The organism is Streptomyces sp. NPDC001868, assembly GCF_040297125.1.
Taxonomy (GTDB): domain Bacteria; phylum Actinomycetota; class Actinomycetes; order Streptomycetales; family Streptomycetaceae; genus Streptomyces.
Window position 1 is genome coordinate 56,092 of sequence record NZ_JBEOYO010000039.1, and the last position, 21,626, is coordinate 77,717.

The window sequence follows — 21,626 nt, forward strand, 5'->3', positions numbered from 1 at the left end:
TGCAAATCACGGCCTCGCGGTCTCGTGGGCTCTGCCGAGGCCGCTACCGTCTGCGCCCGGAAGCCCTGGTGGACTTGGTCGCCTTGGCGGACTTGACGGCCTTGGCCGACCTGCCGGACCGAGTCGCCTGGGGGCGGCGCACCACGGCGGACAGGTTCGGCCGGGAGGCGTGCGGTGCGGAGAACTCCCGGTTGATCTCGACCTGGCGGCGGATGCGCTCGGGCAGGTCCCGCATGGCCAGCAGACGGTCACAGGCCCGCAGAGCGGCGGCGTGGTCACCCACCCAGTGGGCGGTGATGGAGAACTCGAACAGCAGGCCCCACCGGTAGACCCAGGGCCTGGTGAAGAGCAGATCGTCCGGTGCGGGCCTGTCGACGACCTCGACGAGGAGGGCGTGCGCCATGTGGAAACGGCGCCGGATACGCAGGCGGGAGGCCAACTCGTAACAGGCTTCGAGCCTGCCGGGACGCGCCTCCCAGGCCCGGGAGAAGGTGTCCATGGCTCCCGGCCAGTCCCCCTCCCGCTCCGCCCGCAGGATCCCCGCTTCGAGCAGCGAGCAGTAGACCTCCTCGCCCCAGCCGCCCATCGCCGCACGCCGCTCGTACAGGGCGATCGCCTCCCGGGCGTGTCCCAGGTCGCGTTCGGTGTTGGCCAGGTAGAAGACGGTGCGGGGGTTGGCGGGGTCGCGTGCGAGTTCCCGCCGGAGCAGACGTGCGTCGCGTTCGAACTTGTCGCCGCGGCAGCCGCCGTCGGCGTGGTCCTCGATGACGATCGCGTCCAGGTTCTCCTGGACATCGGGCGCGTCGGTGCACGGGTATTCGTGGGTGACCCCTTCGTAGCGCCAGAGCAGATCGCCCCGCATCAGATGCTTGAAGCGGTGCTGGGTGCCGGGGGTGTCGTAGCGCAGCATGTACGAGGTGGCTGTCAGCCGGGGCAGCGGCGCGTCCTGGCGCAGTACGTGGTCGGCGTCGACGGTGAGCAGGAAGTCGGCTTTTCCCCGGGCGTGTTGGATGTTCCGCGTCCGGTTGTGCCCGAAGTCGACCCAGGTGTCCTGGCGCAGTTCGCCCGGGATGCCGTCCAGCGCCTCGCGGATCAGGTCCTGCGTACCGTCCGTCGAGCCGGTGTCGGAGATGACCCAGGTGTCGATCAGCGGGCGGACCGAGGCGAGACAGCGCTCGATCACCTGCGCCTCGTTCTTGACGATCATGCAGAGACAGAGGGTCTGCGGCTTCACGGCGTCACCGGTCCCGGGAAGTTGGAACGCTGCCGGAGCGGCTGCGTGACATACCTCCTCATATCTCACGAACGCCTTCTGACGGCGCCGAATTAGCCCACCCGTGACACCGGGTTAGGCCGACTTGATGATCTACGTCCCCGTCCGGGCCAGCGCGCTGGTCGGGTCGGTGGACAGGGGTGAGGCTCACGATCGAGTGAGGGGAAAAGCCCCAAACCGGTTGAAACAAGGAGCACATAGATGAGTCCTGAGCGCAGGACGATCTCGCTGATAGGCCCGCTGGCCCGTGACAGGATCACCAGGGTCAGCACGTTTGCCTCGCTCGCGCTGGTTGTGACAGCCGGACTGGCCGGCCCCGCCGCCGCGGCAACGAGAAGCGTGTCCGAGCACTCCACCATGACGAGGGCCGGCGACGACGAATGCCCTCCCGCCGACGAGCACGGCGAGCAGCACCACGAGGACAACGGACAGCATCAGGCCGACCACGACGGATCGTCGTCCGACTGGTACGACGAGGGAGACCAGGAGCGCACCTCGGCACTCGGTGGCAACGACGACCACTGCGAGGAGGGTCCCGGCGGTCCAGTCGGCCCCCCGGGAAAGACCGGCCCGACGGGTGCTACCGGCCCCAAGGGTGACGTAGGCCCCACCGGCCCCCAGGGCGACATCGGCCCTGTCGGCCCCCAGGGGGAAGTCGGCCCCGTCGGCCCCCAGGGTGAAGTCGGCCCCGCGGGCGACACCGGTGAGGTCGGACCCCAAGGCCCGGCAGGACCCCAAGGCCCGGCAGGCCCCGCAGGAGCAGACGGCGCCAAGGGAGACACCGGCGCCACCGGAGCCAAGGGAGACACCGGCGCCACCGGAGCCAAGGGAGACACGGGCGCCAAGGGAGACACGGGATCGCCGGGCGCCACGGGACCCGCCGGCCCCTGCTCCGACATCGACGCGGTGCAGGACTCGAAGAAGCGTGAGTTCCGGGTCGTACTGAGCAAGGGACGGGTCTTCGCGGGCATCCGCGACCTCCAGGGCAAGGGCCCTCACCCGTTCCTGTGGACCGACCTCACCACCCACCCCAACTTCCCTGCCGGTGGCCGTGATTCACAGGGTCGCTACGTCGGCTTCGCCTGCGGCGTCTCCGTGAACACCCACGCCCACGGCGGCGGCTATGGACACGGGCAGAAGGAAAAGGAAACGGGCAAGGAGCACGGCCAGAACACGGGCACGAACCACACCCAGGGCCACACCCAGGCAACCGGCCAGAACCAGAGCCAGGGCCACACCCAGGCAACCGGCCAGAACCAGAGCCAGGGCCACACCCAGGCAACGGGCCAGAGCCACAGCCAAGGGCAGACCCAGGGAACGGGCCAGAGCCACAGCCAAGGCCAGTCCCAGGGCCAGTCCCAGACCCAGGAAGCAAGTCAGAGCCAGAGCCAGGGCCACGCCCAGGACTACTCCCAGAGCACCAGCACCACCGGCCAGGACACGGGCAAGGACTACTCCCAGAGCACCAGCACCACCGGCCAGGACACGGGCAAGGACTACTCCCAGAGTTCCGGCCAGCAGCACGGTACGGACACGGGCAAGGACCACAGCACCGGAACCAGCTCCGGCACCGGCACCTCCAAGGACCACGGCGAGGACAAGGGTCAGCACAAGGGCGACCACGCGAGCACCGACAAGGGCCTCGTCAAGTTCAACGTCGTCACCACCGTGGGCCAGGTCTGGGAGACCACCTGCGTACCGGTCGACACGCAGCCTCACGCCACCCTGAACTGCGAGGACGCCCAGGGCAACCCGCGGCCCTGGTACAGGGTCGAGCTCCAGCCGTCGGACAACATCGTCAACGGCGGCTCCATCGTCACCCCCCGTGTGACCGGCCGCTAGCACAGGAGAAGGGGTGCCCGGAGACCGGCCGACGGCCCTCCGGACACCCCTCCCCCAGCGACTGTCTCAGCTGGTGGGCGCCGCCTGCTTCACCGACAGCGGGAGCAGCTTCCTGCCCGTCGGGCCGATCTGGATCTGGGTGTCCATCTGCGGGCAGACACCGCAGTCGAAGCACGGGGTCCAGCGGCAGTCCTCGACCTCGGTCTCGTCGAGGGCGTCCTGCCAGTCCTCCCAGAGCCAGTCCTTGTCGAGCCCGGAGTCCAGGTGGTCCCAGGGAAGGACCTCCTCGTAGGTGCGCTCGCGGGTGGTGTACCAGTCGACGTCGAGGCCGAAGTCGGCGAGGGCCTTGTCCGCGCACCTCATCCAGCGGTCGTAGGAGAAGTGCTCACGCCAGCCGTCGAAACGGCCGCCGTCCTCGTAGACCGCGCGGATGACGGAACCGATTCGGCGGTCGCCGCGGGACAGCAGGCCCTCGACGATGCCCGGCTTGCCGTCGTGGTAGCGGAAGCCGATGGAGCGGCCGTACTTCTTGTCGCCGCGGATCTTGTCGCGGAGCTTCTCGAGACGCGCGTCCGTCTCCTCGGCGGAGAGCTGCGGCGCCCACTGGAACGGTGTGTGCGGCTTGGGGACGAACCCGCCGATCGACACGGTGCAGCGGATGTCGTTCTGGCCGGAGACCTTGCGGCCCTCGGCGATCACCTTCATCGCCATGTCGGCGATCTGGAGGACGTCCTCGTCGGTCTCCGTCGGCAGGCCGCACATGAAGTACAGCTTCACCTGGCGCCAGCCGTTGCCGTAGGCGGTGGAGACGGTCCGGATCAGGTCCTCCTCCGAGACCATCTTGTTGATGACCTTGCGCATGCGCTCGGAGCCGCCCTCGGGCGCGAAGGTCAGACCCGAGCGCCGGCCGTTCCGCGTCAGTTCGTTCGCCAGGTCGACGTTGAAGGCGTCGACGCGGGTGGAGGGGAGGGACAGACCGATCTTGTCCTCCTCGTACCGGTCCGCGAGGCCCTTGGCGATGTCGCCGATCTCACTGTGGTCGGCGGAGGAGAGGGAGAGCAGACCGACCTCCTCGAAGCCGGTCGCCTTGAGGCCCTTCTCGACCATCTCGCCGATGCCCGTGATGGAACGCTCACGGACCGGGCGGGTGATCATGCCCGCCTGGCAGAAACGGCAGCCGCGGGTGCAGCCGCGGAAGATCTCCACCGACATCCGCTCGTGGACCGTCTCGGCGAGCGGCACGAGGGGCTGCTTGGGGTACGGCCACTCGTCCAGGTCCATGACGGTGTGCTTGGACACCCGCCACGGGACACCCGACCGGTTGGGTACGACACGGCCGATGCGGCCGTCCGCGAGGTACTCCACGTCGTAGAACGCCGGGATGTAGACGGAGCCGGTCCTCGCCAGGCGGAACAGGACCTCCTCGCGGCCACCGGGCCGGCCCTCCGCCTTCCACGCGCGGATGATCTCGGTCATGTCGAGCACGGCCTGCTCGCCGTCGCCGATGATCGCCGCGTCGATGAAGTCGGCGACCGGCTCGGGGTTGAACGCCGCGTGACCGCCGGCCAGCACGATCGGGTCGTCGAGCGTGCGGTCCTTGGACTCCAGGGGGATCCCGGCCAGGTCCAGCGCGGTCAGCATGTTCGTGTAGCCCAGCTCCGTGGAGAAGGACAGACCGAACACGTCGAAGGCCTTCACGGGGCGGTGGCTGTCGACGGTGAACTGGGGGACGCCGTGCTCCCGCATCAGCGCCTCCAGGTCCGGCCAGACGCTGTACGTACGCTCGGCCAGTACGCCCTCGCGCTCGTTGAGCACCTCGTAGAGGATCATGACGCCCTGGTTGGGCAGACCGACCTCGTACGCGTCCGGGTACATGAGCGCCCAGCGGACGTCGCTGGACTCCCAGGGCTTGACGGTGGAGTTGAGCTCACCGCCCACGTACTGGATCGGCTTCTGCACATGCGGGAGCAGGGCCTCGAGCTGTGGGAAGACCGACTGGACAGACATCGCGGGGGTTACCTTCGTGAGCTGACAGGGGTGACCATCTAGCGTAACGCCCCCGGAGTCACCCCTCGCACGCCCAGCCACCGGCGGCGCACGGCACGCCCGGCCGTCGGGAGGGTCAGAAGGGCATGCCGTCGCTGATCTTCGCCCAGGTCTCCGGCAGCGCGCCCTCCGCCAGCTCCGCCCGCCGTTCCTCCCTGCCGTACAGCAGCCCGTAGGTGAAGGCGCTCTCCCCCGGTGCCGCGTGGGCCTGGTGGGCGAGGTCGCGCAGGGCCTCGCGGGCCATCACGCTGTCCTGGTGGTCGCCGAGGAGGGTCTGCAGGGACTTCATGTCCTTGACCAGCGCCTTGGCCGGCTTGCCCAGCAGGGGGTGTGCCGCCTCGGCCGCGTAGCGGGTGCGCTTGGTCTTCTTGCGGGCCTCGTGCATGGCGAGGTCGCGGTCGGGGCCGGGCGGCTGTGCCAGGGCCTCCTCGACCAGGGCGGCCACCTTGTCGAAGTCCTTCTTGACCGCCTTGGTGATCACCTTCTCGGGATCGTCGCCGGCGGCCTTGAGCAGCGGCGGGTCCGCGAGTACGGCATCGAGGGACTCCAGCAGTTCCAGATACCGCTGTCCGTCCAACGCGTCGATCAGCTCGCTCCGGGGGCCGGTGCCGCCGTCCTTCTTCGACCAGGCGCGCAGCCGTGCGTGGACCGGGCCCGTGACGAGGCTCTCGGGGAGGGCGTCCAGCGCCTCGGTGAGCCGTTCCGTCAGGACCTCCTGGTCACGGTCGACGCCCAGCTCCCCCGCCAGCCACTTCAGCTCCTCGCCGATCGGGTCCGTGACGGCCCGGTCCAGCACCTTCCCGAACGACTTGAAGGTGCTGCGCAGCCGTCGCGTGGCGACCCGCATGCTGTGGACGGAGTCGAAGACGTCCCGGCGGACGGCGGGATCCAGTTCGATGATCGCGTCGCGCTGGGCGCGGATGTAGACGAGAACATGATCACCGGGGGTGACGGGCTCACCCGGCGCCCCGGCCGTGACCTGCTTCGCGCCCTTCTTCCCCTCCTGCTTCGCGCCCTGCTTCTTGTCCTTCTTCTTGCTCTTCCTCGGTGCCGTCTCCTGCAGCGCCCTGGCCAGCTTCGACGGCGACTCGGACGGCCGTACGCCCGCCTTGCGCAGCTTCTTGTCGACCTTGTCCAGGAAGGCGGGGTCGCCGTCGTCGGCGAGTTCCACCTCGATCTCGGACCACTGGGCCGTCCGCCCGTCCTCGGTGAGCCGCTCGGCGACCACGGCGTCCACGCTGACCTCGGCCAGGAGGGTGCCGTCCGCGTCGAGCAGGTCGCTGACATCGCGGGTGGAGAGGAGCCGGACCAGCGGGACCAGCTCGGCCCCGCGGACCCGGGAACGCACGAGCCCCGCGAGTTCGTCGGGCAGCGTGTCGGACAGCGAGGCGCGGATCTCGTCCCGTACGCCCGTGGAGACGGGGAGCTTCAGATGCCAGCCGGCGTCACTGCCCCCCGTGCGGCGGCGCAGGGTGATGGAGGCGGCGGCCAGGCGTTCGTCCGGGGTGTCGTAGTAGACGGCGTCCAGCTCCGCCACGCCCTTGTCTATGACGGTCGCGACCCCGGCCACCCCGGTGAGGTCCGGCAGGCCGCTCTCGTCGGACTCGTACTTCCGCTCGATCTCGCGCTTGGTGTCCGCCATAAAAAGAATCTAGTCCTACTTTGCCTTCCTGGGCAGCCCCGGCTTGTCGAGCGACCGACAACCGCCGTTTCCCTAGACGACACCCACCGCCACCGCTACGCCGACATCGGACGCTCCACTCGAATGGACTGCAGCAACCCCACCGCCACCCACACCGCGAACATCGACGATCCGCCGTACGACACGAACGGCAGGGGCAGCCCCGCCACCGGCATGATGCCGAGGGTCATCCCGATGTTCTCGAAGGACTGGAACGCGAACCAGGCGATGATGCCGCCGGCGACGATCGTGCCGTACAGCTCGGTGGTCTCGCGGGCGATCCGGCAGGCGCGCCACAGGACGACGCCCAGCAGCAGGATGATCAGCCCGGCGCCCACGAAGCCCAGCTCCTCCCCCGCCACCGTGAAGACGAAGTCGGTCTGCTGCTCCGGCACGAACTGCCCGGTGGTCTGCGAGCCCTTGAACAGCCCGGTGCCGAGCAGTCCGCCGGAGCCGATGGCGATCCGGGCCTGGTTGGTGTTGTAGCCGACGCCGGCCGGGTCGAGCTCGGGGTTGGCGAAGGCCGCGAAGCGGTTGATCTGGTACTCGTCGAGTACCCCGAGCTGCCAGACGGCGATCGCGCCCATCGCTCCGGTGCCGATGAGGCCCAGGACCCAGCGGTTGGACGCGCCCGAGGTGAGCAGCACACCCAGCACGATGACCACCATGACCATGACCGAGCCGAGGTCGGGCATGAGCAGCACGATCAGTATCGGGATGGCGGCGAGGCCCAGGGCCTGCACGACCGTGCGGTGGTCCGGGTGGGGTTTGTCGCCCGCGTCCACCCGGGCCGCCAGCAGCATCGCCATCCCCAGGATGATCGTGATCTTCACGAACTCGGACGGCTGGAGCGAGAAGCCGCCGCCGATGACGATCCACGCGTGGGCGCCGTTGATCGTCGCACCCAGCGGGGTCAGCACCAGCAGGATCAGCAGGACCGAGATGCCGTACAGGATGGGCACGGCCGTGCGCAGGGTGCGGTGGCCGAGCCAGACCGTGCCGATCATCAGGGCGAAGCCGATGCCGGTGTTGAGCAGGTGGCGGAAGAGGAAGTAGTACGGGTCACCCTGGTTGAGCTCGGTGCGGTTGCGGGTCGCCGAGTAGACGAGGGCCGCGCCGATCAGGGAGAGCGCGATGGCCGAGAACAGTATCGGCCAGTCGAGCCGGCGGGCGAGCGAGTCACGGGCGAACAGCCGGGTCCAGCCGGAGCGTTCGGGCCCGTACCCGGAGACGGAGAAGCTGTTGCCGGTCATACGGACGTCCTCCCCGAGAGCGCTCCGCCGGGGGTGCCGGGATACGCCGTCCTCGGTCGGCTGCGGCGTCGCGCCGCGCGGTTGCCGTTGCCGCCGCGCGTGCTGACGATCGCCGCCAGGTCGTTCAAGGACACCGGCTGGGCGAGCGGCCCGGCGGCCACCGTCTGCGCGGCCTCCGCGGCCTTCTCCTCCGCCGTCTTCTTCGGCGGGTAGTTCCCCAGCTTCGGGGCGTCGATCGAGCCGTCGGACTCGATCTTCGGCAGGCCCTTCTGCGGGGTCGCCAGCAGCGCCTTCCTCTTGTCGATCTTGCCGTCCTCGGAGACGCCGTACAGCGCGTTGTACAGCTTGCGCACGGCGGGGGCCGAGGCGCCGGAGCCCGTACCACCCTGGGAGATCGTCATGACGATCGAGTAGTCCTTGGTGTACGTGGCGAACCAGGAGGTCGTCTGCTTGCCGTAGACCTCGGCCGTACCCGTCTTGGCGTGCATCGGGATCTGCTCCTGCGGCCAGCCCTGGAAGCGCCAGGCGGCCGTACCGCGGGTCGCGACCCCTTCGAGGGCGTCGTCCATCTTGGCCAGCGTGGTCTTGTCTATCGGCAGCTTGCCGTGCGACTTGGGCGCGATCTCCCGCACGTTCTTGCCGTCGGCGCTGATGATGGCCTTGCCGACGGTGGGGTCGTAGAGGGTGCCGCCATTGGAGATGGCCCCGTAGATGGTGGCCATCTGGATGGGGGTGACGAGGGTGTCGCCCTGGCCGATGGAGTAGTTGACGGAGTCACCGGCGCGCATGCGGTTGCCTTCGAGGCAGTTCTCGTACGCGATCTGCTCGGCGTACGTGCCGCCCTTCTTGCCGTACTTGCACCAGGCGTCCTTGTTGGCCTTCCAGTAGTCCAGCTTCCACTTGCGGTCCGGGATGCGGCCGGTGACCTCGTTGGGCAGGTCGATGCCGGTCTCGGCGCCCAGGCCGAACTGGTGGGCGGTCTTGTAGAACCAGTCGTGGGCGCCCTTCTTGGGCTTGATGCCTCCGTCGCGCTTCCACTCCTCGTGGGAGAGGCGGTAGAAGACGGTGTCGCAGGAGACCTCCAGCGCCTTGCCGAGGCTGATGGCGCCGTACCCCTTGGACTCGAAGTTCTTGAAGACCTGGCCGCCGATCGAGTACGAACTGGAGCATTCGTAGGGGCCGTTGAAGGAGTAGCCGGCGTTCACCGCGGCGGCGGTCGGGACCACCTTGAAGATGGAGCCGGGGGCCGACTGGCCCTGGATCGCGCGGTTCAGCAGCGGGTAGTTGGACTTCTTGCCGGTGAGCTTGGCGTAGTCCTTGGCGGAGATGCCGCCGACCCAGGCGTTCGGGTCGTAGTCCGGGTTGGACGCCATGGCGACGACGCGGCCGGTCTTGGCCTCCATCACGACGACCGCGCCGGAGTCGGCCTTGTAGTTCGTCCCGGTGTTGCGGTCGTTCTGCTTGCGGGCTTCCTTCATCGCCTCGTTCAACTCGTACTCGGCGATGCGCTGGACGCGGGCGTCGACGCTGGTGACCAGGTTGGCGCCGGGCTGGGCGGGGTCGGCCTCGGCCTCACCGATGACGCGGCCGAGGTTGTCGACCTCGTACCGGGTGACGCCGGCCTTGCCGCGCAGCTCCTTGTCGTACTGGCGCTCCAGACCGGAGCGGCCGACCTGGTCGGAGCGCAGATACGGCGAGTCGGTGTCCTGGGCCTTGGTGATCTCCTCGTCGGTGACCGGCGAGAGATAGCCGAGCACCTGCGAGGTCTTGGAGCCGCCCGGGCTCGCGTACCGGCGGACGGCCTGGGGCTCGGCGGTGATGCCGGGGAAGTCCTCGGAGCGCTCGCGGATCTGCAGGGCCTGCTTGGCGGTGGCCTCGTCCGTGATGGGGATCGGCTGGTAGGGCGAGCCGTTCCAGCAGGGCTGGGGTGTCTCGGAGTCGCAGAGGCGGACCTTGTCCATGACGTCCTTGGGCGTCATGTCCAGGACGCCGGCGAGCTTGGTGAGGACGGCCTTGCCGTCGTCGTCCATCTTCAGCAGGTCCGTGCGGGAGGCGGAGACGACCAGCCGGGTCTCGTTGTCGGCGATGGGCACTCCGCGGGCGTCCAGGATCGAGCCGCGCACTGCGGGCTGCACGACCTGCTGGACGTGGTTGCCCGAGGCCTCCTTGGCGTAGGCGTCGCCCTCGCGGATCTGGAGATACCAGAGGCGGCCGCCGAGGGTGCCGAGGAGGGAGAAGACGAGGATCTGGATGATGATGAGCCGGATCTGGACCCTTGGGGTCCGCCCGGTCTCCGGGATGTTGGTCACTGCCTGTCTCCCCCTCTCAGTACGTGTACGGGTGGTGCGTGTGCGGGTGGTGCGCAGTGTGCTGGTACATGGGGTACACCGCTCGGCCGCGATCGGTTCCCACACCCGTCCCCGCATCCGCCCCAGGTGCCATCCGCCGGGTCATGTGCCGTGCCGTCACAGCCGCTTGACCCCCTTGATGCGTCCCGCCCGGGCCATCCGTGATCGCGCCGCCTTGATGCGGAGCCCCCCGCGCTGGTTGCCGATGCGCAGGCCGGTGCCGGAGGAGAGCCAGCCGGAGGAGACGTCGGACGCCTTGGCGCTGTTGGTCTCGGCGAGCGGGTCGTTCTCGGCGCGCCGGGCGAGCGCCATGACGCCGGGGACGACGAACGGCGCGAGCAGCAGGTCGTAGAGCGCGGCGGTGAACAGCAGGCTGGGCAGGCCGACATGGCGGGCCGCGGTGTCCCCGACGAGGGCGCCGACACCGGCGTAGAGGAGCGTCGAGCCGAGCGCGGCGACGACGACCACGGCCATCGGCCCGGTCGCCGACTTCAGGCGGCCGGTCTCGGGTTTGGCGAGGCCGGCCAGGTAGCCGATGACGCAGAGGACCAGGGCGTACCGTCCGGCGGCGTGGTCGGCGGGGGGCGCGAGGTCGGACAGCAGCCCGGCGCCGAAGCCGACGAGGGCGCCGCCGACATGGCCGTAGACCAGGGCGAGGCCGAGCACGGTGAGGAGCACCAGGTCCGGTACGGCGCCCGGGAGATGGAGTCTGGCGAGGACGCTCACCTGGATCACCAGGGCGACGATCACCAGGGTGGTGGAGAGCAGCATCCGGTTGAAGCGCATGAAGGGTTCAGCTCCTACTGTCCTACGTCCTACTGCTCTTGCGGCTGTCCGTCGGCGCCTTCGCCGGGTTCGTCCGCGCCCGGCGTGACCGTCACGGTCACGGTCGGGGTGGGCGTGGCCTTCGGCCTGGCGGGCAGGACGGTGTCGCGCGGGTCCTTGCGGGGTGCCTGGACGACGACACCGACGATGTCGAGCTGGGTGAAGGCCACGAACGGCCTGACGTAGATCGTGCGGGTGAGGTCGCCGCCGGAGGGGTCGACCTTGGAGACGAGGCCGACCGGGACGCCGGGCACGAACGGCTTGTCTGCCTGCGAGCCGAAGGTGACCAGGCGGTCGCCCGCCTTCACCTTGGCCTTGCCGTTGAGGAGTTCGACGCGCAGGGGACGGTCGCCCTGGCCGGAGGCGAAACCGAGTTCGTCGGTGGCCTCCATACGGGTGCCGACGGTGAAGTCGGGGTCGTTGGCGAGGAGCACGGTCGCGGTGTTCGGTCCGACGGTGGTGACGCGGCCGACGAGCCCGTCGCCGTTGAGGACGGTCATGTCGCGGGTGACGCCGTCGTTCGTGCCGATGTCGATGGTGACGGTCCAGGAGAAGCCCTGGGCCGCTCCTATGGCGATGACCTCGGCGCCCTTGATGCCGTACTGGCCGTTCGCGGCGGTCTTCAGCATCTTGTCGAGCTGTTCGACTCTGCTGCGGTTGCGGTCGTCGCTGCCGAGGGACGCCTTCAGTTCGGCGTTCTCCTTCTCCAGCGCGGCGAGGCGGTCGTGGCGGGAGCCGGAGTCGCGGACGGCGCTTATGGCGTTGCCGATGGGGTCGACGGCGGTCGACACGCCGTCCTCGATCGGGCCGAAGACGGTGGCTGCGGCATGTCGGGCACCGTCGACCGGTGAGTCCTCCCCGCCGCGGATATCCACCGTGATCAGCGCGAACGCGACGGCGATCAGCAGCACCAGGAGCAGCCGGCTCTCTCGTGTGTCCCTCACGTGCGGCGGCCGTGCCTTCCTCATAGGAATTCGACAGGAATTGGGGAATTCGGGTAGCCCCTGGGAATCCCGTGTCCGGGAACCGCAGGGGCGCTTTGTGGGAGCTTATGCCTCAATATCAACGATCCGCCGCACGAGAAGAGAACGTCCCGTACGGCGGAATCGAAGTCTTACGTCATCTACGGGGCTGGGCGTCGAGCACCTGCTGCAACGCCTCGAACTCCTCGACGCACTTGCCGGAACCGAGCGCCACGCTGTCCAGCGGGTCCTCGGCGATGTGGATCGGCATTCCGGTCTCACGGCGCAGCCGCTCGTCGAGACCACGGAGCAGGGCGCCACCGCCGGTCAGCACGATGCCACGGTCCATGATGTCGCCGGAGAGCTCCGGCGGGCACTTGTCGAGGGTCGTCTTGACGGCATCGACGATGGCGTTGACGGGTTCCTCGATCGCCTTCCGCACTTCCGCGGCGGAGATGACGACGGTCTTGGGCAGCCCGGACACCAGGTCCCGGCCGCGGATTTCGGTGTGCTCGTCAGCGTCGAGGTCGTACGCCGAACCGATCGTGATCTTGATCTGTTCGGCCGTCCGCTCACCGAGGAGGAGCGAGTACTCCTTCTTGATGTGCTGGATGATCGCGTTGTCCAACTCGTCGCCCGCGACGCGGATGGACTGGGCGGTGACGATGCCGCCGAGGGAGATGACCGCGACCTCCGTGGTGCCGCCGCCGATGTCCACCACCATGTTGCCGGTGGCCTCATGGACCGGCAGGCCGGAACCGATGGCCGCGGCCATGGGCTCCTCGATGATGTGCACCTGACGGGCGCCGGCCTGGGAGGAAGCCTCGATGACGGCGCGACGCTCGACACCGGTGATGCCGGACGGCACGCAGACGACGACCCGAGGACGGGCGAGATACCGCCGCTTGTGAATCTTCAGGATGAAGTAGCGGAGCATCCGCTCGGTGATCTCGAAGTCGGCGATGACACCGTCCTTCAGCGGACGTACGGCAACGATGTTGCCGGGCGTCCGCCCGATCATCTTCTTCGCCTCCGCGCCGACCGCGAGAATTCCACCGGTGTTGGTGTTGATCGCGACGACGGACGGCTCGTTCAGTACGATCCCACGACCCCTGACGTACACCAGCGTGTTGGCGGTCCCGAGGTCGACAGCCATGTCACGGCCGATGAACGACATTGAGTTCCCCATCAGGATTCGTCTGGCCTTCCCAAGCGGAGCGCTGACGGCTTTTGAGAGCCTTTCAGGGCTTTTCGGGTCGGCGAAGTGGGTGCTGTGACGTGAAGGCTTACATCGTAGTCTCGCCCGCACGAACACTGCGCGAGGGTCTTCGCCATTGTGGGCATGCGATGCGCCGCCTCGCCTGTGGAGACGGTCCATCGGGGGTGCACGTTCCCTCGATCGCCGCGCATATGCCGTTGTACGGCCGGATTTTCGGCGGGTTGGCTGGTCAGCCGGGTGTAGGCCGTGTGGGTGGTGGCCGTGTGTTGCCAGAAGAGTAAGGGCGGCGGGGGCGGGACCGATCACCGGCCCCCGCCATGAGGAACACGCGAGGAACGCGCGAGCGCCGCTACACGCGACCGGGGAAGAAGATCTTCAGCTCGCGCTCGGCCGACTCCTCGGAGTCCGACGCGTGGATCAGGTTCTCGCGCACGATGACGCCGTAGTCACCCCGGATGGAACCGGGCTGCGCGGCGATCGGGTCGGTCGGGCCGGCCAGCGCCCGCACACCCTCGATGACGCGCTCGCCCTCGACGATCAGCGCGACGACCGGCCCGGAGGCCATGAACTCGACGAGCGGCTCGTAGAACGGCTTGCCCTTGTGCTCGCCGTAGTGCTGCTCCAGCGTGTCCTGGTCCAGGGTCCGCAGCTCCAGCGCGGTGATCTGCCAGCCGGCCTTCCGCTCGATACGGCTGATGATCTCGCCTGTCAGGCCACGCCGAACGGCGTCGGGCTTGAGCAGGACGAGGGTGCGCTGGCTCACGGTGGTGACTCCTTCGTTTCACACGGGTGCGGAGCTCAGAGGCTACAGGGCGAGTCCGACAGGGTGTTACGCAGCGTCAGGATGCGTCAGGCCGCCCCGGCCGGGGATTCCCCCTGGGCCGCGAACCGTGCCTTCGCCTCGTCGACCTTCCGGCCGAAGTGGACCGAGGCCCACCACAGGGCGGCGAAGACCGCGCCCATGAAGAACATGGTCGGGACGTAGAAGCCCGAGAGGATCAGCGCGATCTGGAGAGCCCAGCCGAACTGGATGCCACCGGGCCGGGTGACGAGGCCGCACAGCAGGACGCACAGGAACATGGCGACACCGCTGACCGTCCAGACCGTCGACACGGTCAGATCCGGGTCCTTCATGGCGACCAGCCCGGCGAAGCCGATCACGAAGAACTCGCCGATCAGGGTCGAAGCACAGAGGGTACGCATCGTGGAACTCAGCCCTTCCCCAGCAGCAGCCGGGCCTCGCCGACGGTGATGACGGAACCGGTGACGAGGACGCCACCGCCCGCGAACTCGCCCTCCTCCTCGGCGAGCGTGATCGCCGCCTCCAGCGCGTCGGGCAGCCGCGGTTCGACCTGCACCCGCTCCTCGCCGAACACCTCGACCGCGATCCCGGCCAGCTCGTCCGCGTCCATCGCCCGATGGCTGGAGTTCTGCGTGATCACGACCTCGGCGAACAGCGGCTCGAAGGCCTCCAACAGCCCTCGTACGTTCTTGTCGCCGCTGGCCCCGACCACGCCGATCAGCCGGCTGAAGTCGAACGCCTCACTGACCGCCTCGGCCGTGGCCCGCGCGCCCGCCGGGTTGTGGGCGGCGTCCAGCACGATCGTCGGGGACCGCCGGACGACTTCGAGCCGCCCCGGGGAGGAGACCGCCGCGAAGGCCTTGCGGACCGTGTCCAGGTCGAGCGGCTCCGGGCGCTGCGCGCCGACGCCGAAGAACGCCTCGACCGCGGCGAGGGCCACGGCGGCGTTGTGCGCCTGGTACGGGCCGTGCAGCGGAAGGTAGACCTCGGGGTACTCCCCGCCCAGCCCTCGCAGGGTCAGCATCTGCCCGCCGACGGCGACCTGCCGCGAGACGACACCGAACTCCAGGCCCTCCCGGGCCACCGTCGCGTCGACCTCCACGGCCTTCTTCAGCATCACCTGCGCCGCGTCCACCGGCTGCTGCGCCAGGATCACGGTCGCGTCCTGCTTGACGATCCCGGCCTTCTCGACAGCGATCTCGGCTGGTGTCTCCCCGAGCCGGTCGGTGTGGTCGAGGTCGATGGGGGTGACGACGGCGACGTCCCCGTCGATGACGTTCGTGGCGTCCCAGGTGCCGCCCATGCCGACCTCGACGACGGCCACGTCCACGGGCGCGTCGGCGAAGGCGGCGTACGCCATGCCGGTCAGCACCTCGAAGAAGGAGAGCCGGTACTCCTGCTGGGAGTCGACCATCTCGATGTACGGCTTGATGTCCTCGTACGTCTCGATGAACCGCTCGGCGGAGACCGGGGCGCCGTCGAGGCTGATGCGCTCGGTGATCGACTGGACGTGCGGGGAGGTGTAGCGGCCGGTGCGCAGTTCGAAGGCGGCGAGGAGCGCCTCGATCATGCGGGCGGTGGAGGTCTTGCCGTTGGTGCCGGTGATGTGGATGGAGGGGTACGACCGCTGGGGCTCGCCCAGGAGGTCCATCAGCGCGGCGATCCGGGTGACCGAGGGCTCCAGCTTCGTCTCGCCCCAGCGGGTGGCCAGCTCCGTCTCGACCTCGCGCAGCGCCTTGTCGAGGGCCGGGTCGGCGGGCCGCGTCGGTACGTCGGCCTCCGGCGCGCCGCCCTGGGCACGCAGGGTACGGCTGCCGGCCTCGATCACCGCGAGATCGGGGTCGCGGTCGGTCTCGGCCGCGACGATCTCGTCGAAGGGGTCGACTGCGTCGGGCTGCTCACTGCGGTCGTACGGGGGCTCACTCACGGGGTCAGTCTACGAGTAGGGCTTCGCTGAACCGGGGGCGCCTCATGGCTCGGGGGTGCGCGTTGTACGGCGACCGCGGGTGGTGTGTGGCTGGTCGCGCAGTTCCCCGCGCCCCTTGAGTACCCGGTGGTCGCCAGGTGCCCTGCCTCACCTCCTGCGGGCAGTCGTGCCGCTGGGGCGGCACGGGTGGGCGCGGCGGCACCCGGCAAGCGCCGGTGAGTGAAATTCCGCCGGTCAGCCGAAAGCCCCGGTGCCTGATCAGCACCGGGGCCCTCATCCGCGTACGGCTACGCCTTCGGCAACCGCTCCAGCTGGGCGGCGATCCGGGCGATGTCCTCGTCGGCCTTGGTGAGGCGCCCTCGGATCTTGTCGACGACCTGGTCCGGGGCCTTCGCGAGGAACGCCTCGTTGCCGAGCTTGGCCGTGGCCTGGGCCTTCTCCTTCTCGGCCGCCGCGAGGTCCTTCGCGAGGCGCTTGCGCTCGGCGGCGACGTCGATGACTCCGGAGAGGTCGAGGGCGACCTCGGCACCCGCCACCGGCAGGGTCGCGGTGGCCGAGAAGCCCTCGCCCTCCGGCTGGAGACGCAGGAGCTGACGGATCGCGGCCTCGTGCGGGGCCAGGACCGTACCGTCGAGCGTCAGGCGGGCCGGAACGCGCTGGCCGGGCTGGAGGCCCTGGTCGGCGCGGAAGCGGCGGACCTCGGTGACGACCTGCTGGACCAGCTCGATCTCCCGTTCGGCGGCGTCGTCGCGGAAGCCGCTGTCCTTGGGCCAGTCGGCGATGACGAGGGACTCGCCGCCGGTCAGCGTCGTCCACAGGGTGTCCGTGACGAACGGGATGACCGGGTGGAGGAGCCGCAGCGTGACGTCGAGGACCTCGCCCAGGACGCGCTGGCTGACCTCGGCCGCCTCGCCGCCCGCCTGGAACGTCGTCTTGGACAGCTCGACGTACCAGTCGAAGACCTCGTCCCACGCGAAGTGGAACAAGGCGTCGCTGAGCTTGGCGAACTGGAAGTCCTCGTAGTACGCGTCGACCTGCTCGACCGTCTCGTTGAGACGGGCGAGGATCCAGCGGTCGGTCGCCGAGAGCTTCGAGGCCTCCGGCAGCGGGCCCGCCACCGTCGCGCCGTTCATCAGTGCGAAGCGGGTCGCGTTCCAGATCTTGTTGGCGAAGTTGCGGGAGGCCTGGACCCAGTCCTCGCCGATGGGGACGTCGGTGCCCGGGTTGGCGCCGCGCGCGAGGGTGAAGCGGAGCGCGTCGGAGCCGTACTTGTCCATCCAGTCGAGCGGGTCGACGACGTTGCCGAAGGACTTCGACATCTTCTTGCCGCGCTCGTCGCGGACCAGGCCGGTCAGCGCGATGGTCTTGAAGGGGACCTCGCCGTCCATCGCGTACAGGCCGAACATCATCATCCGGGCGACCCAGAAGAAGATGATGTCGTGGCCGGTGAGCAGGACGTCGGTGGAGTAGAACTTCCGCAGGTCCTCGGTCTGTTCGGGCCAGCCGAGCGTGGAGAACGGCCACAGGCCGGAGGAGAACCAGGTGTCCAGGACGTCGGTGTCCTGGGTCCAGCCCTCCGCCTCCGTGCCGGGCGGCTGCTCGTCGGGGCCCACGCAGACCGTCTCGCCGTTCGGGCCGTACCAGACCGGGATGCGGTGGCCCCACCAGAGCTGGCGCGAGATGCACCAGTCGTACATGTTGTCGACCCAGTCGAAGTAGCGCTTCGACATGTCCTCGGGGTGGATCTTGACCCGGCCGTCGCGGACCGCGTCACCGGCGGCCTGGGCCAGGGGCCCGACCTTGACCCACCACTGCATGGACAGCCGGGGCTCGACCGTGGTCTTGCAGCGCGAGCAGTGGCCGACGGAGTGGGTGTACGGGCGCTTCTCGGCGACGATCCGGCCCTGCGAGCGCAGCGCGCCGACGACGGCGGAGCGGGCCTCGAAGCGGTCCTGGCCGAGGAAGGGGCCGTGGACGGTGATGACACCGTGCTCGTCCATGATCGTCATGGACGGCAGGTCGTGGCGCTGGCCGATCGCGAAGTCGTTCGGGTCGTGCGCCGGGGTCACCTTGACCGCGCCCGTGCCGAACTCCGGGTCGACGTGGGTGTCGGCGACGACCGGGATGGAGCGGTCGGTCAGCGGGAGCTTGATCAGCTTGCCGATGAGGTGCTGGTACCGCTCGTCGTCCGGGTGGACGGCGACGGCGGTGTCGCCGAGCATCGTCTCCGCGCGCGTGGTGGCGACGACGAGGCTGTCCTCCCCCTCGCCGTACCGGATGGAGACCAGCTCGCCGGCGTCCTCCTGGTGCTCGACCTCGATGTCGGAGATCGCGGTGAGACAGCGGGGACACCAGTTGATGATGCGCTCGGCGCGGTAGATCAGCTCGTCATCGTAGAGCCGCTTGAAGATGGTCTGGACGGCCTTGGACAGCCCTTCGTCCATGGTGAACCGCTCACGGTCCCAGTCCACTCCGTCGCCCAGCCGACGCATCTGGCCGAGGATCTTGCCGCCGTACTCCTCCTTCCACTGCCAGACGCGCTCGACGAACTCCTCACGCCCCAAGTCGTGGCGGGACTTGCCCTCTTCGGCGAGCTGCTGCTCGACCTTGTTCTGGGTGGCGATGCCAGCGTGGTCCATGCCGGGGAGCCACAGGGACTCGTAACCCTGCATGCGCTTACGGCGGGTGAGGGCGTCCATGAGGGTGTGCTGGAAGGCGTGCCCGAGGTGCAGGCTGCCCGTGACGTTCGGCGGCGGGATGACGATGGTGTACGCGGGCTTGTCGCTCTTCGCGTCGGCCGCGAAGTAACCGCGCTCTACCCAGCGCTCGTACAGCGTCCCCTCTACATCGGCCGGCGCGTACTGGGTCGGCAGATCGGTGGCGGGCGCTGGAGGCTGCTGCTGAGCGTTCTCGGTCACCCGCTCAGTTTAGGGGTGTTACGGGGTGGTCCCGAAACCCGATTGTTCGGTAACGGTGTGCACCCCGGTGCGCGGAGGCCATCGAGATTGCGCCAGGATGTCAGGAACACATAAGCATTCTGGAGGGGAACCCAGAGCATGAGTCACAACCAGCCGGGCCCGTACGGCGGGCAGCCCCAGCAGCCCGGACCGTACGGTCAGCCGGGCCCCTACGGCCAGCAGCCGCCGCAGGCCGCCCCCCAGCCCGGCTACGGCTACCCGCAGCAGGCGCCTCCGCAGCAGCCGGGTTACGGGTACCCCCAGCAGGCCCCCCAGGGCGTCCCGCCCCAGACGCCGCCCTACGGCCAGCAGCAGGCCCCGTACGGCCAGCAGCCCTACCCGACCGTGCCCCAGCCGCCGGTCCCCTCCGGCGGTGGCGGCAAGAAGGTCGGCATCATCCTGGGCGCGGTCGCCGTCGTGGCGGCGGTGGCGGTGGGCGCGTACTTCGTCCTCGGCGGGGGTGGTGGCGGGGACATCGCGGATGACGGGCCGCACAAGCTGACCACGCCGGAGACCGTCGTCGACGGGCAGTACAAGAAGGGCGAGGACGGCGGCAGCAGCGGGATGACCGACAAGGAGATCAAGCAGACGGAGGACTGGGGTGTGCAGAACCCCAAGGACGTCCGCTCGACCTACACGTCGGGTGAGGGCATCACCGCCAAGAACCTGACGTTCTCCGGGGTGTACGGCACGATCGACGACCCGGAGAAGGTCATCGACTCGATGTTCGCCAGCATGAAGGCGGAATCCGAGAAGGGTTCCGACTCCGACGGCAAACTCGTGGGCAGCCCCGAGGAGGTCACACCCGAGGGCTTCGAGAACGGCATCATGAAGTGCCAGGAGAGCCAGGGCTCCGAAGGCGGCAAGACCATGACGCTGCCGGTGTGCATCTGGGGTGACCACAGCACGGTCGCCTACGTGATCTCCATCGACATGGCCGCGATGGCGGCCGGGAAGAGCTCGACGATCGACGAGGCGGCCGAGTTGGCGGCCAAGCTGCGCAACGACGTGCGCGTCGAGGCCTGACGCTCTCCCTCAACCACGAAGGGGCCCCGGTCTGTTGACCGGGGCCCCTTTCGATGTCCGTGTACCGCCGCCGGCTTACGCCGTCTTCTGCTCCCCCGGCCCCCGCCCCCGCGCGTCACGCGGGATGAGCGTCGGGTTGACGTTGGAGCGGACCACGTCGGCGTTGATGACTACTCGGGCCACGTCCTTGCGGGACGGGACCTCGTACATGACCGACATGAGGACTTCCTCCATGATGGCGCGCAGGCCTCGCGCGCCGGTCTGGCGGAGGATGGCCTGGTCGGCGATGGCTTCGAGGGCCTCGCGTTCGAAGTCCAGTTCCACGCCGTCGAGTTCGAAGAGGCGCTGGTACTGCTTCACCAGCGCGTTGCGGGGCTCGATGAGGATCTGGAGGAGGGCTTCACGGTCCAGGTTGTGGACCGAGGTGATGACCGGGAGGCGGCCGATGAACTCCGGGATCATGCCGAACTTGACCAGGTCCTCCGGCATGACGGCCTCGAACTGGTCCTTGGACTCCAGCTCGCGCTTGGAGCGGATCGTGGCGCCGAAGCCGATGCCCTTGGCACCCGCCCTCGACTCGATGATCTTCTCCAGGCCCGAGAAGGCACCGCCCACGATGAACAGGACGTTCGTCGTGTCGATCTGGATGAACTCCTGGTGGGGGTGCTTGCGGCCGCCCTGCGGGGGGACCGAGGCGGTCGTGCCTTCCAGGATCTTCAGCAGGGCCTGCTGGACGCCCTCGCCCGACACGTCGCGGGTGATGGAAGGGTTTTCACTCTTCCTCGCGACCTTGTCGATCTCGTCGATGTAGATGATGCCCGTCTCGGCCTTCTTGACGTCGTAGTCCGCCGCCTGGATCAGCTTCAGCAGGATGTTCTCGACGTCCTCGCCGACATAGCCGGCCTCCGTCAGCGCCGTCGCGTCCGCGATCGCGAACGGGACGTTCAGCATGCGCGCGAGGGTCTGGGCGAGGAGGGTCTTGCCCGAGCCCGTGGGGCCCAGCAGGAGGATGTTGGACTTCGCCAACTCGATGGCGTCCTCACGGCTTTGACCGCCGCCGTTCTCACCGGCCTGGACGCGCTTGTAGTGGTTGTAGACGGCTACGGAGAGCGCCTTCTTGGCCGCCTCCTGGCCGACGACGTACCCCTCCAGGAACTCGTAGATCTCGCGGGGCTTCGGGAGTTCCTCCCAGCGGACCTCGCTCGTCTCGGCGAGTTCCTCCTCGATGATCTCGTTGCAGAGGTCGATGCACTCGTCGCAGATGTACACACCGGGCCCTGCGATGAGCTTCTTGACCTGCTTCTGGCTCTTGCCGCAGAACGAGCACTTGAGCAGATCGCCGCCGTCACCGATGCGTGCCACGGTGTGCTTCCCCTTCGCCATGGGAGACGCCTGGACCATTGAAATCCAGCGGCTCCTGGTGCTGCCTTATGTCGACGGTACCTTGCCGGGCCCCCCGTTCGGG

The 21,626-nt window shown here is 68.8% G+C and carries 15 protein-coding genes; 2 read left to right on the forward strand and 13 right to left on the reverse strand.

Annotated elements, in window-relative coordinates; all coding sequences use genetic code 11:
• Positions 1–43: 43 nt before the first annotated feature.
• Positions 44–1,207 (reverse strand): glycosyltransferase, encoded by a 1,164-nt coding sequence (locus ABT147_RS33555; RefSeq protein WP_351413269.1) that lies wholly within the window; start codon positions 1,205–1,207, stop codon positions 44–46.
• 267 nt (positions 1,208–1,474) lie between these two features.
• Here ABT147_RS33555 and ABT147_RS33560 point away from each other — a divergent pair, with 267 nt between their 5' ends.
• Entirely contained in the window at positions 1,475–3,115 is a 1,641-nt protein-coding gene (locus tag ABT147_RS33560; RefSeq protein ID WP_351413271.1) for a collagen-like domain-containing protein, read from the forward strand.
• Between the two features lie 66 nt (positions 3,116–3,181).
• On the opposite strand, the gene ABT147_RS33565 is transcribed toward ABT147_RS33560, so the two are convergent.
• The 11 genes from ABT147_RS33565 to ABT147_RS33615 form a co-directional block, all read right to left on the reverse strand.
• Positions 3,182–5,122, reverse strand: coding sequence for a TIGR03960 family B12-binding radical SAM protein (locus ABT147_RS33565; RefSeq protein WP_351413273.1), 1,941 nt, complete (start codon positions 5,120–5,122; stop codon positions 3,182–3,184).
• 115 nt (positions 5,123–5,237) lie between these two features.
• A complete protein-coding gene (locus ABT147_RS33570) occupies positions 5,238–6,803 on the reverse strand; it encodes a CYTH and CHAD domain-containing protein (protein WP_351413276.1) in 1,566 nt (521 codons plus the stop codon).
• 95 nt (positions 6,804–6,898) lie between these two features.
• Positions 6,899–8,095 (reverse strand): rod shape-determining protein RodA, encoded by a 1,197-nt coding sequence (gene rodA, locus ABT147_RS33575; RefSeq protein WP_351413278.1) that lies wholly within the window; start codon positions 8,093–8,095, stop codon positions 6,899–6,901.
• A complete protein-coding gene (mrdA, locus tag ABT147_RS33580; RefSeq protein WP_351413281.1) occupies positions 8,092–10,404 on the reverse strand; it encodes a penicillin-binding protein 2 in 2,313 nt (770 codons plus the stop codon). Before mrdA ends, rodA begins: the two co-directional genes overlap by 4 nt.
• A gap of 156 nt (positions 10,405–10,560) precedes the next feature.
• The gene (gene mreD, locus ABT147_RS33585; protein WP_351413283.1) at positions 10,561–11,229 is read right to left on the reverse strand and encodes a rod shape-determining protein MreD; all 669 of its coding nucleotides are present in this window, start codon (positions 11,227–11,229) and stop codon (positions 10,561–10,563) included.
• A gap of 29 nt (positions 11,230–11,258) precedes the next feature.
• Positions 11,259–12,212 (reverse strand): rod shape-determining protein MreC, encoded by a 954-nt coding sequence (gene mreC, locus ABT147_RS33590; RefSeq protein WP_351413285.1) that lies wholly within the window; start codon positions 12,210–12,212, stop codon positions 11,259–11,261.
• Positions 12,213–12,387: 175 nt separating this feature from the next.
• Complete coding sequence (locus tag ABT147_RS33595) at positions 12,388–13,407, reverse strand: rod shape-determining protein (protein WP_004931372.1); 1,020 nt, start codon at positions 13,405–13,407, stop codon at positions 12,388–12,390.
• 391 nt (positions 13,408–13,798) lie between these two features.
• On the reverse strand, positions 13,799–14,212 hold the full coding sequence (gene ndk / locus ABT147_RS33600) for a nucleoside-diphosphate kinase (protein ID WP_351413286.1): 414 nt from the start codon (positions 14,210–14,212) through the stop codon (positions 13,799–13,801).
• 86 nt (positions 14,213–14,298) lie between these two features.
• Positions 14,299–14,652 (reverse strand): DUF4233 domain-containing protein, encoded by a 354-nt coding sequence (locus ABT147_RS33605; RefSeq protein ID WP_351413288.1) that lies wholly within the window; start codon positions 14,650–14,652, stop codon positions 14,299–14,301.
• An 8-nt stretch (positions 14,653–14,660) separates the two neighbouring features.
• Positions 14,661–16,178: a bifunctional tetrahydrofolate synthase/dihydrofolate synthase gene (folC, locus tag ABT147_RS33610; RefSeq protein WP_351413291.1), complete on the reverse strand. Its 1,518-nt coding sequence runs from the start codon at positions 16,176–16,178 to the stop codon at positions 14,661–14,663.
• Positions 16,179–16,465: 287 nt separating this feature from the next.
• On the reverse strand, positions 16,466–19,096 hold the full coding sequence (locus ABT147_RS33615) for a valine--tRNA ligase (protein WP_351413293.1): 2,631 nt from the start codon (positions 19,094–19,096) through the stop codon (positions 16,466–16,468).
• Between the two features lie 138 nt (positions 19,097–19,234).
• On the opposite strand from ABT147_RS33615, the gene ABT147_RS33620 reads away from it, so the two are divergent.
• Complete coding sequence (locus ABT147_RS33620) at positions 19,235–20,161, forward strand: hypothetical protein (RefSeq protein ID WP_351413295.1); 927 nt, start codon at positions 19,235–19,237, stop codon at positions 20,159–20,161.
• A 75-nt stretch (positions 20,162–20,236) separates the two neighbouring features.
• Here the strand turns inward: ABT147_RS33620 and clpX are convergent, their stop codons facing one another.
• Positions 20,237–21,523, reverse strand: coding sequence for an ATP-dependent Clp protease ATP-binding subunit ClpX (clpX, locus tag ABT147_RS33625; RefSeq protein ID WP_005479362.1), 1,287 nt, complete (start codon positions 21,521–21,523; stop codon positions 20,237–20,239).
• Positions 21,524–21,626: the final 103 nt, after the last annotated feature.

Bases quoted from the DNA above. Each gene is read 5' to 3' on its own strand.
- ABT147_RS33595 (WP_004931372.1), bottom strand. From the start codon at position 13,407: ATGTCGTTCATCGGCCGTGACATGGCTGTCGACCTCGGGACCGCCAAC.
- ABT147_RS33565 (WP_351413273.1), bottom strand. From the start codon at position 5,122: ATGTCTGTCCAGTCGGTCTTCCCACAGCTCGAGGCCCTGCTCCCGCAT.
- ABT147_RS33605 (WP_351413288.1), bottom strand. From the start codon at position 14,652: ATGCGTACCCTCTGTGCTTCGACCCTGATCGGCGAGTTCTTCGTGATC.
- ABT147_RS33620 (WP_351413295.1), top strand. From the start codon at position 19,235: ATGAGTCACAACCAGCCGGGCCCGTACGGCGGGCAGCCCCAGCAGCCC.
- ABT147_RS33560 (WP_351413271.1), top strand. From the start codon at position 1,475: ATGAGTCCTGAGCGCAGGACGATCTCGCTGATAGGCCCGCTGGCCCGT.
- ABT147_RS33570 (WP_351413276.1), bottom strand. From the start codon at position 6,803: ATGGCGGACACCAAGCGCGAGATCGAGCGGAAGTACGAGTCCGACGAG.
- mreD (WP_351413283.1), bottom strand. From the start codon at position 11,229: ATGCGCTTCAACCGGATGCTGCTCTCCACCACCCTGGTGATCGTCGCC.
- ABT147_RS33555 (WP_351413269.1), bottom strand. From the start codon at position 1,207: ATGATCGTCAAGAACGAGGCGCAGGTGATCGAGCGCTGTCTCGCCTCG.
- rodA (WP_351413278.1), bottom strand. From the start codon at position 8,095: ATGACCGGCAACAGCTTCTCCGTCTCCGGGTACGGGCCCGAACGCTCC.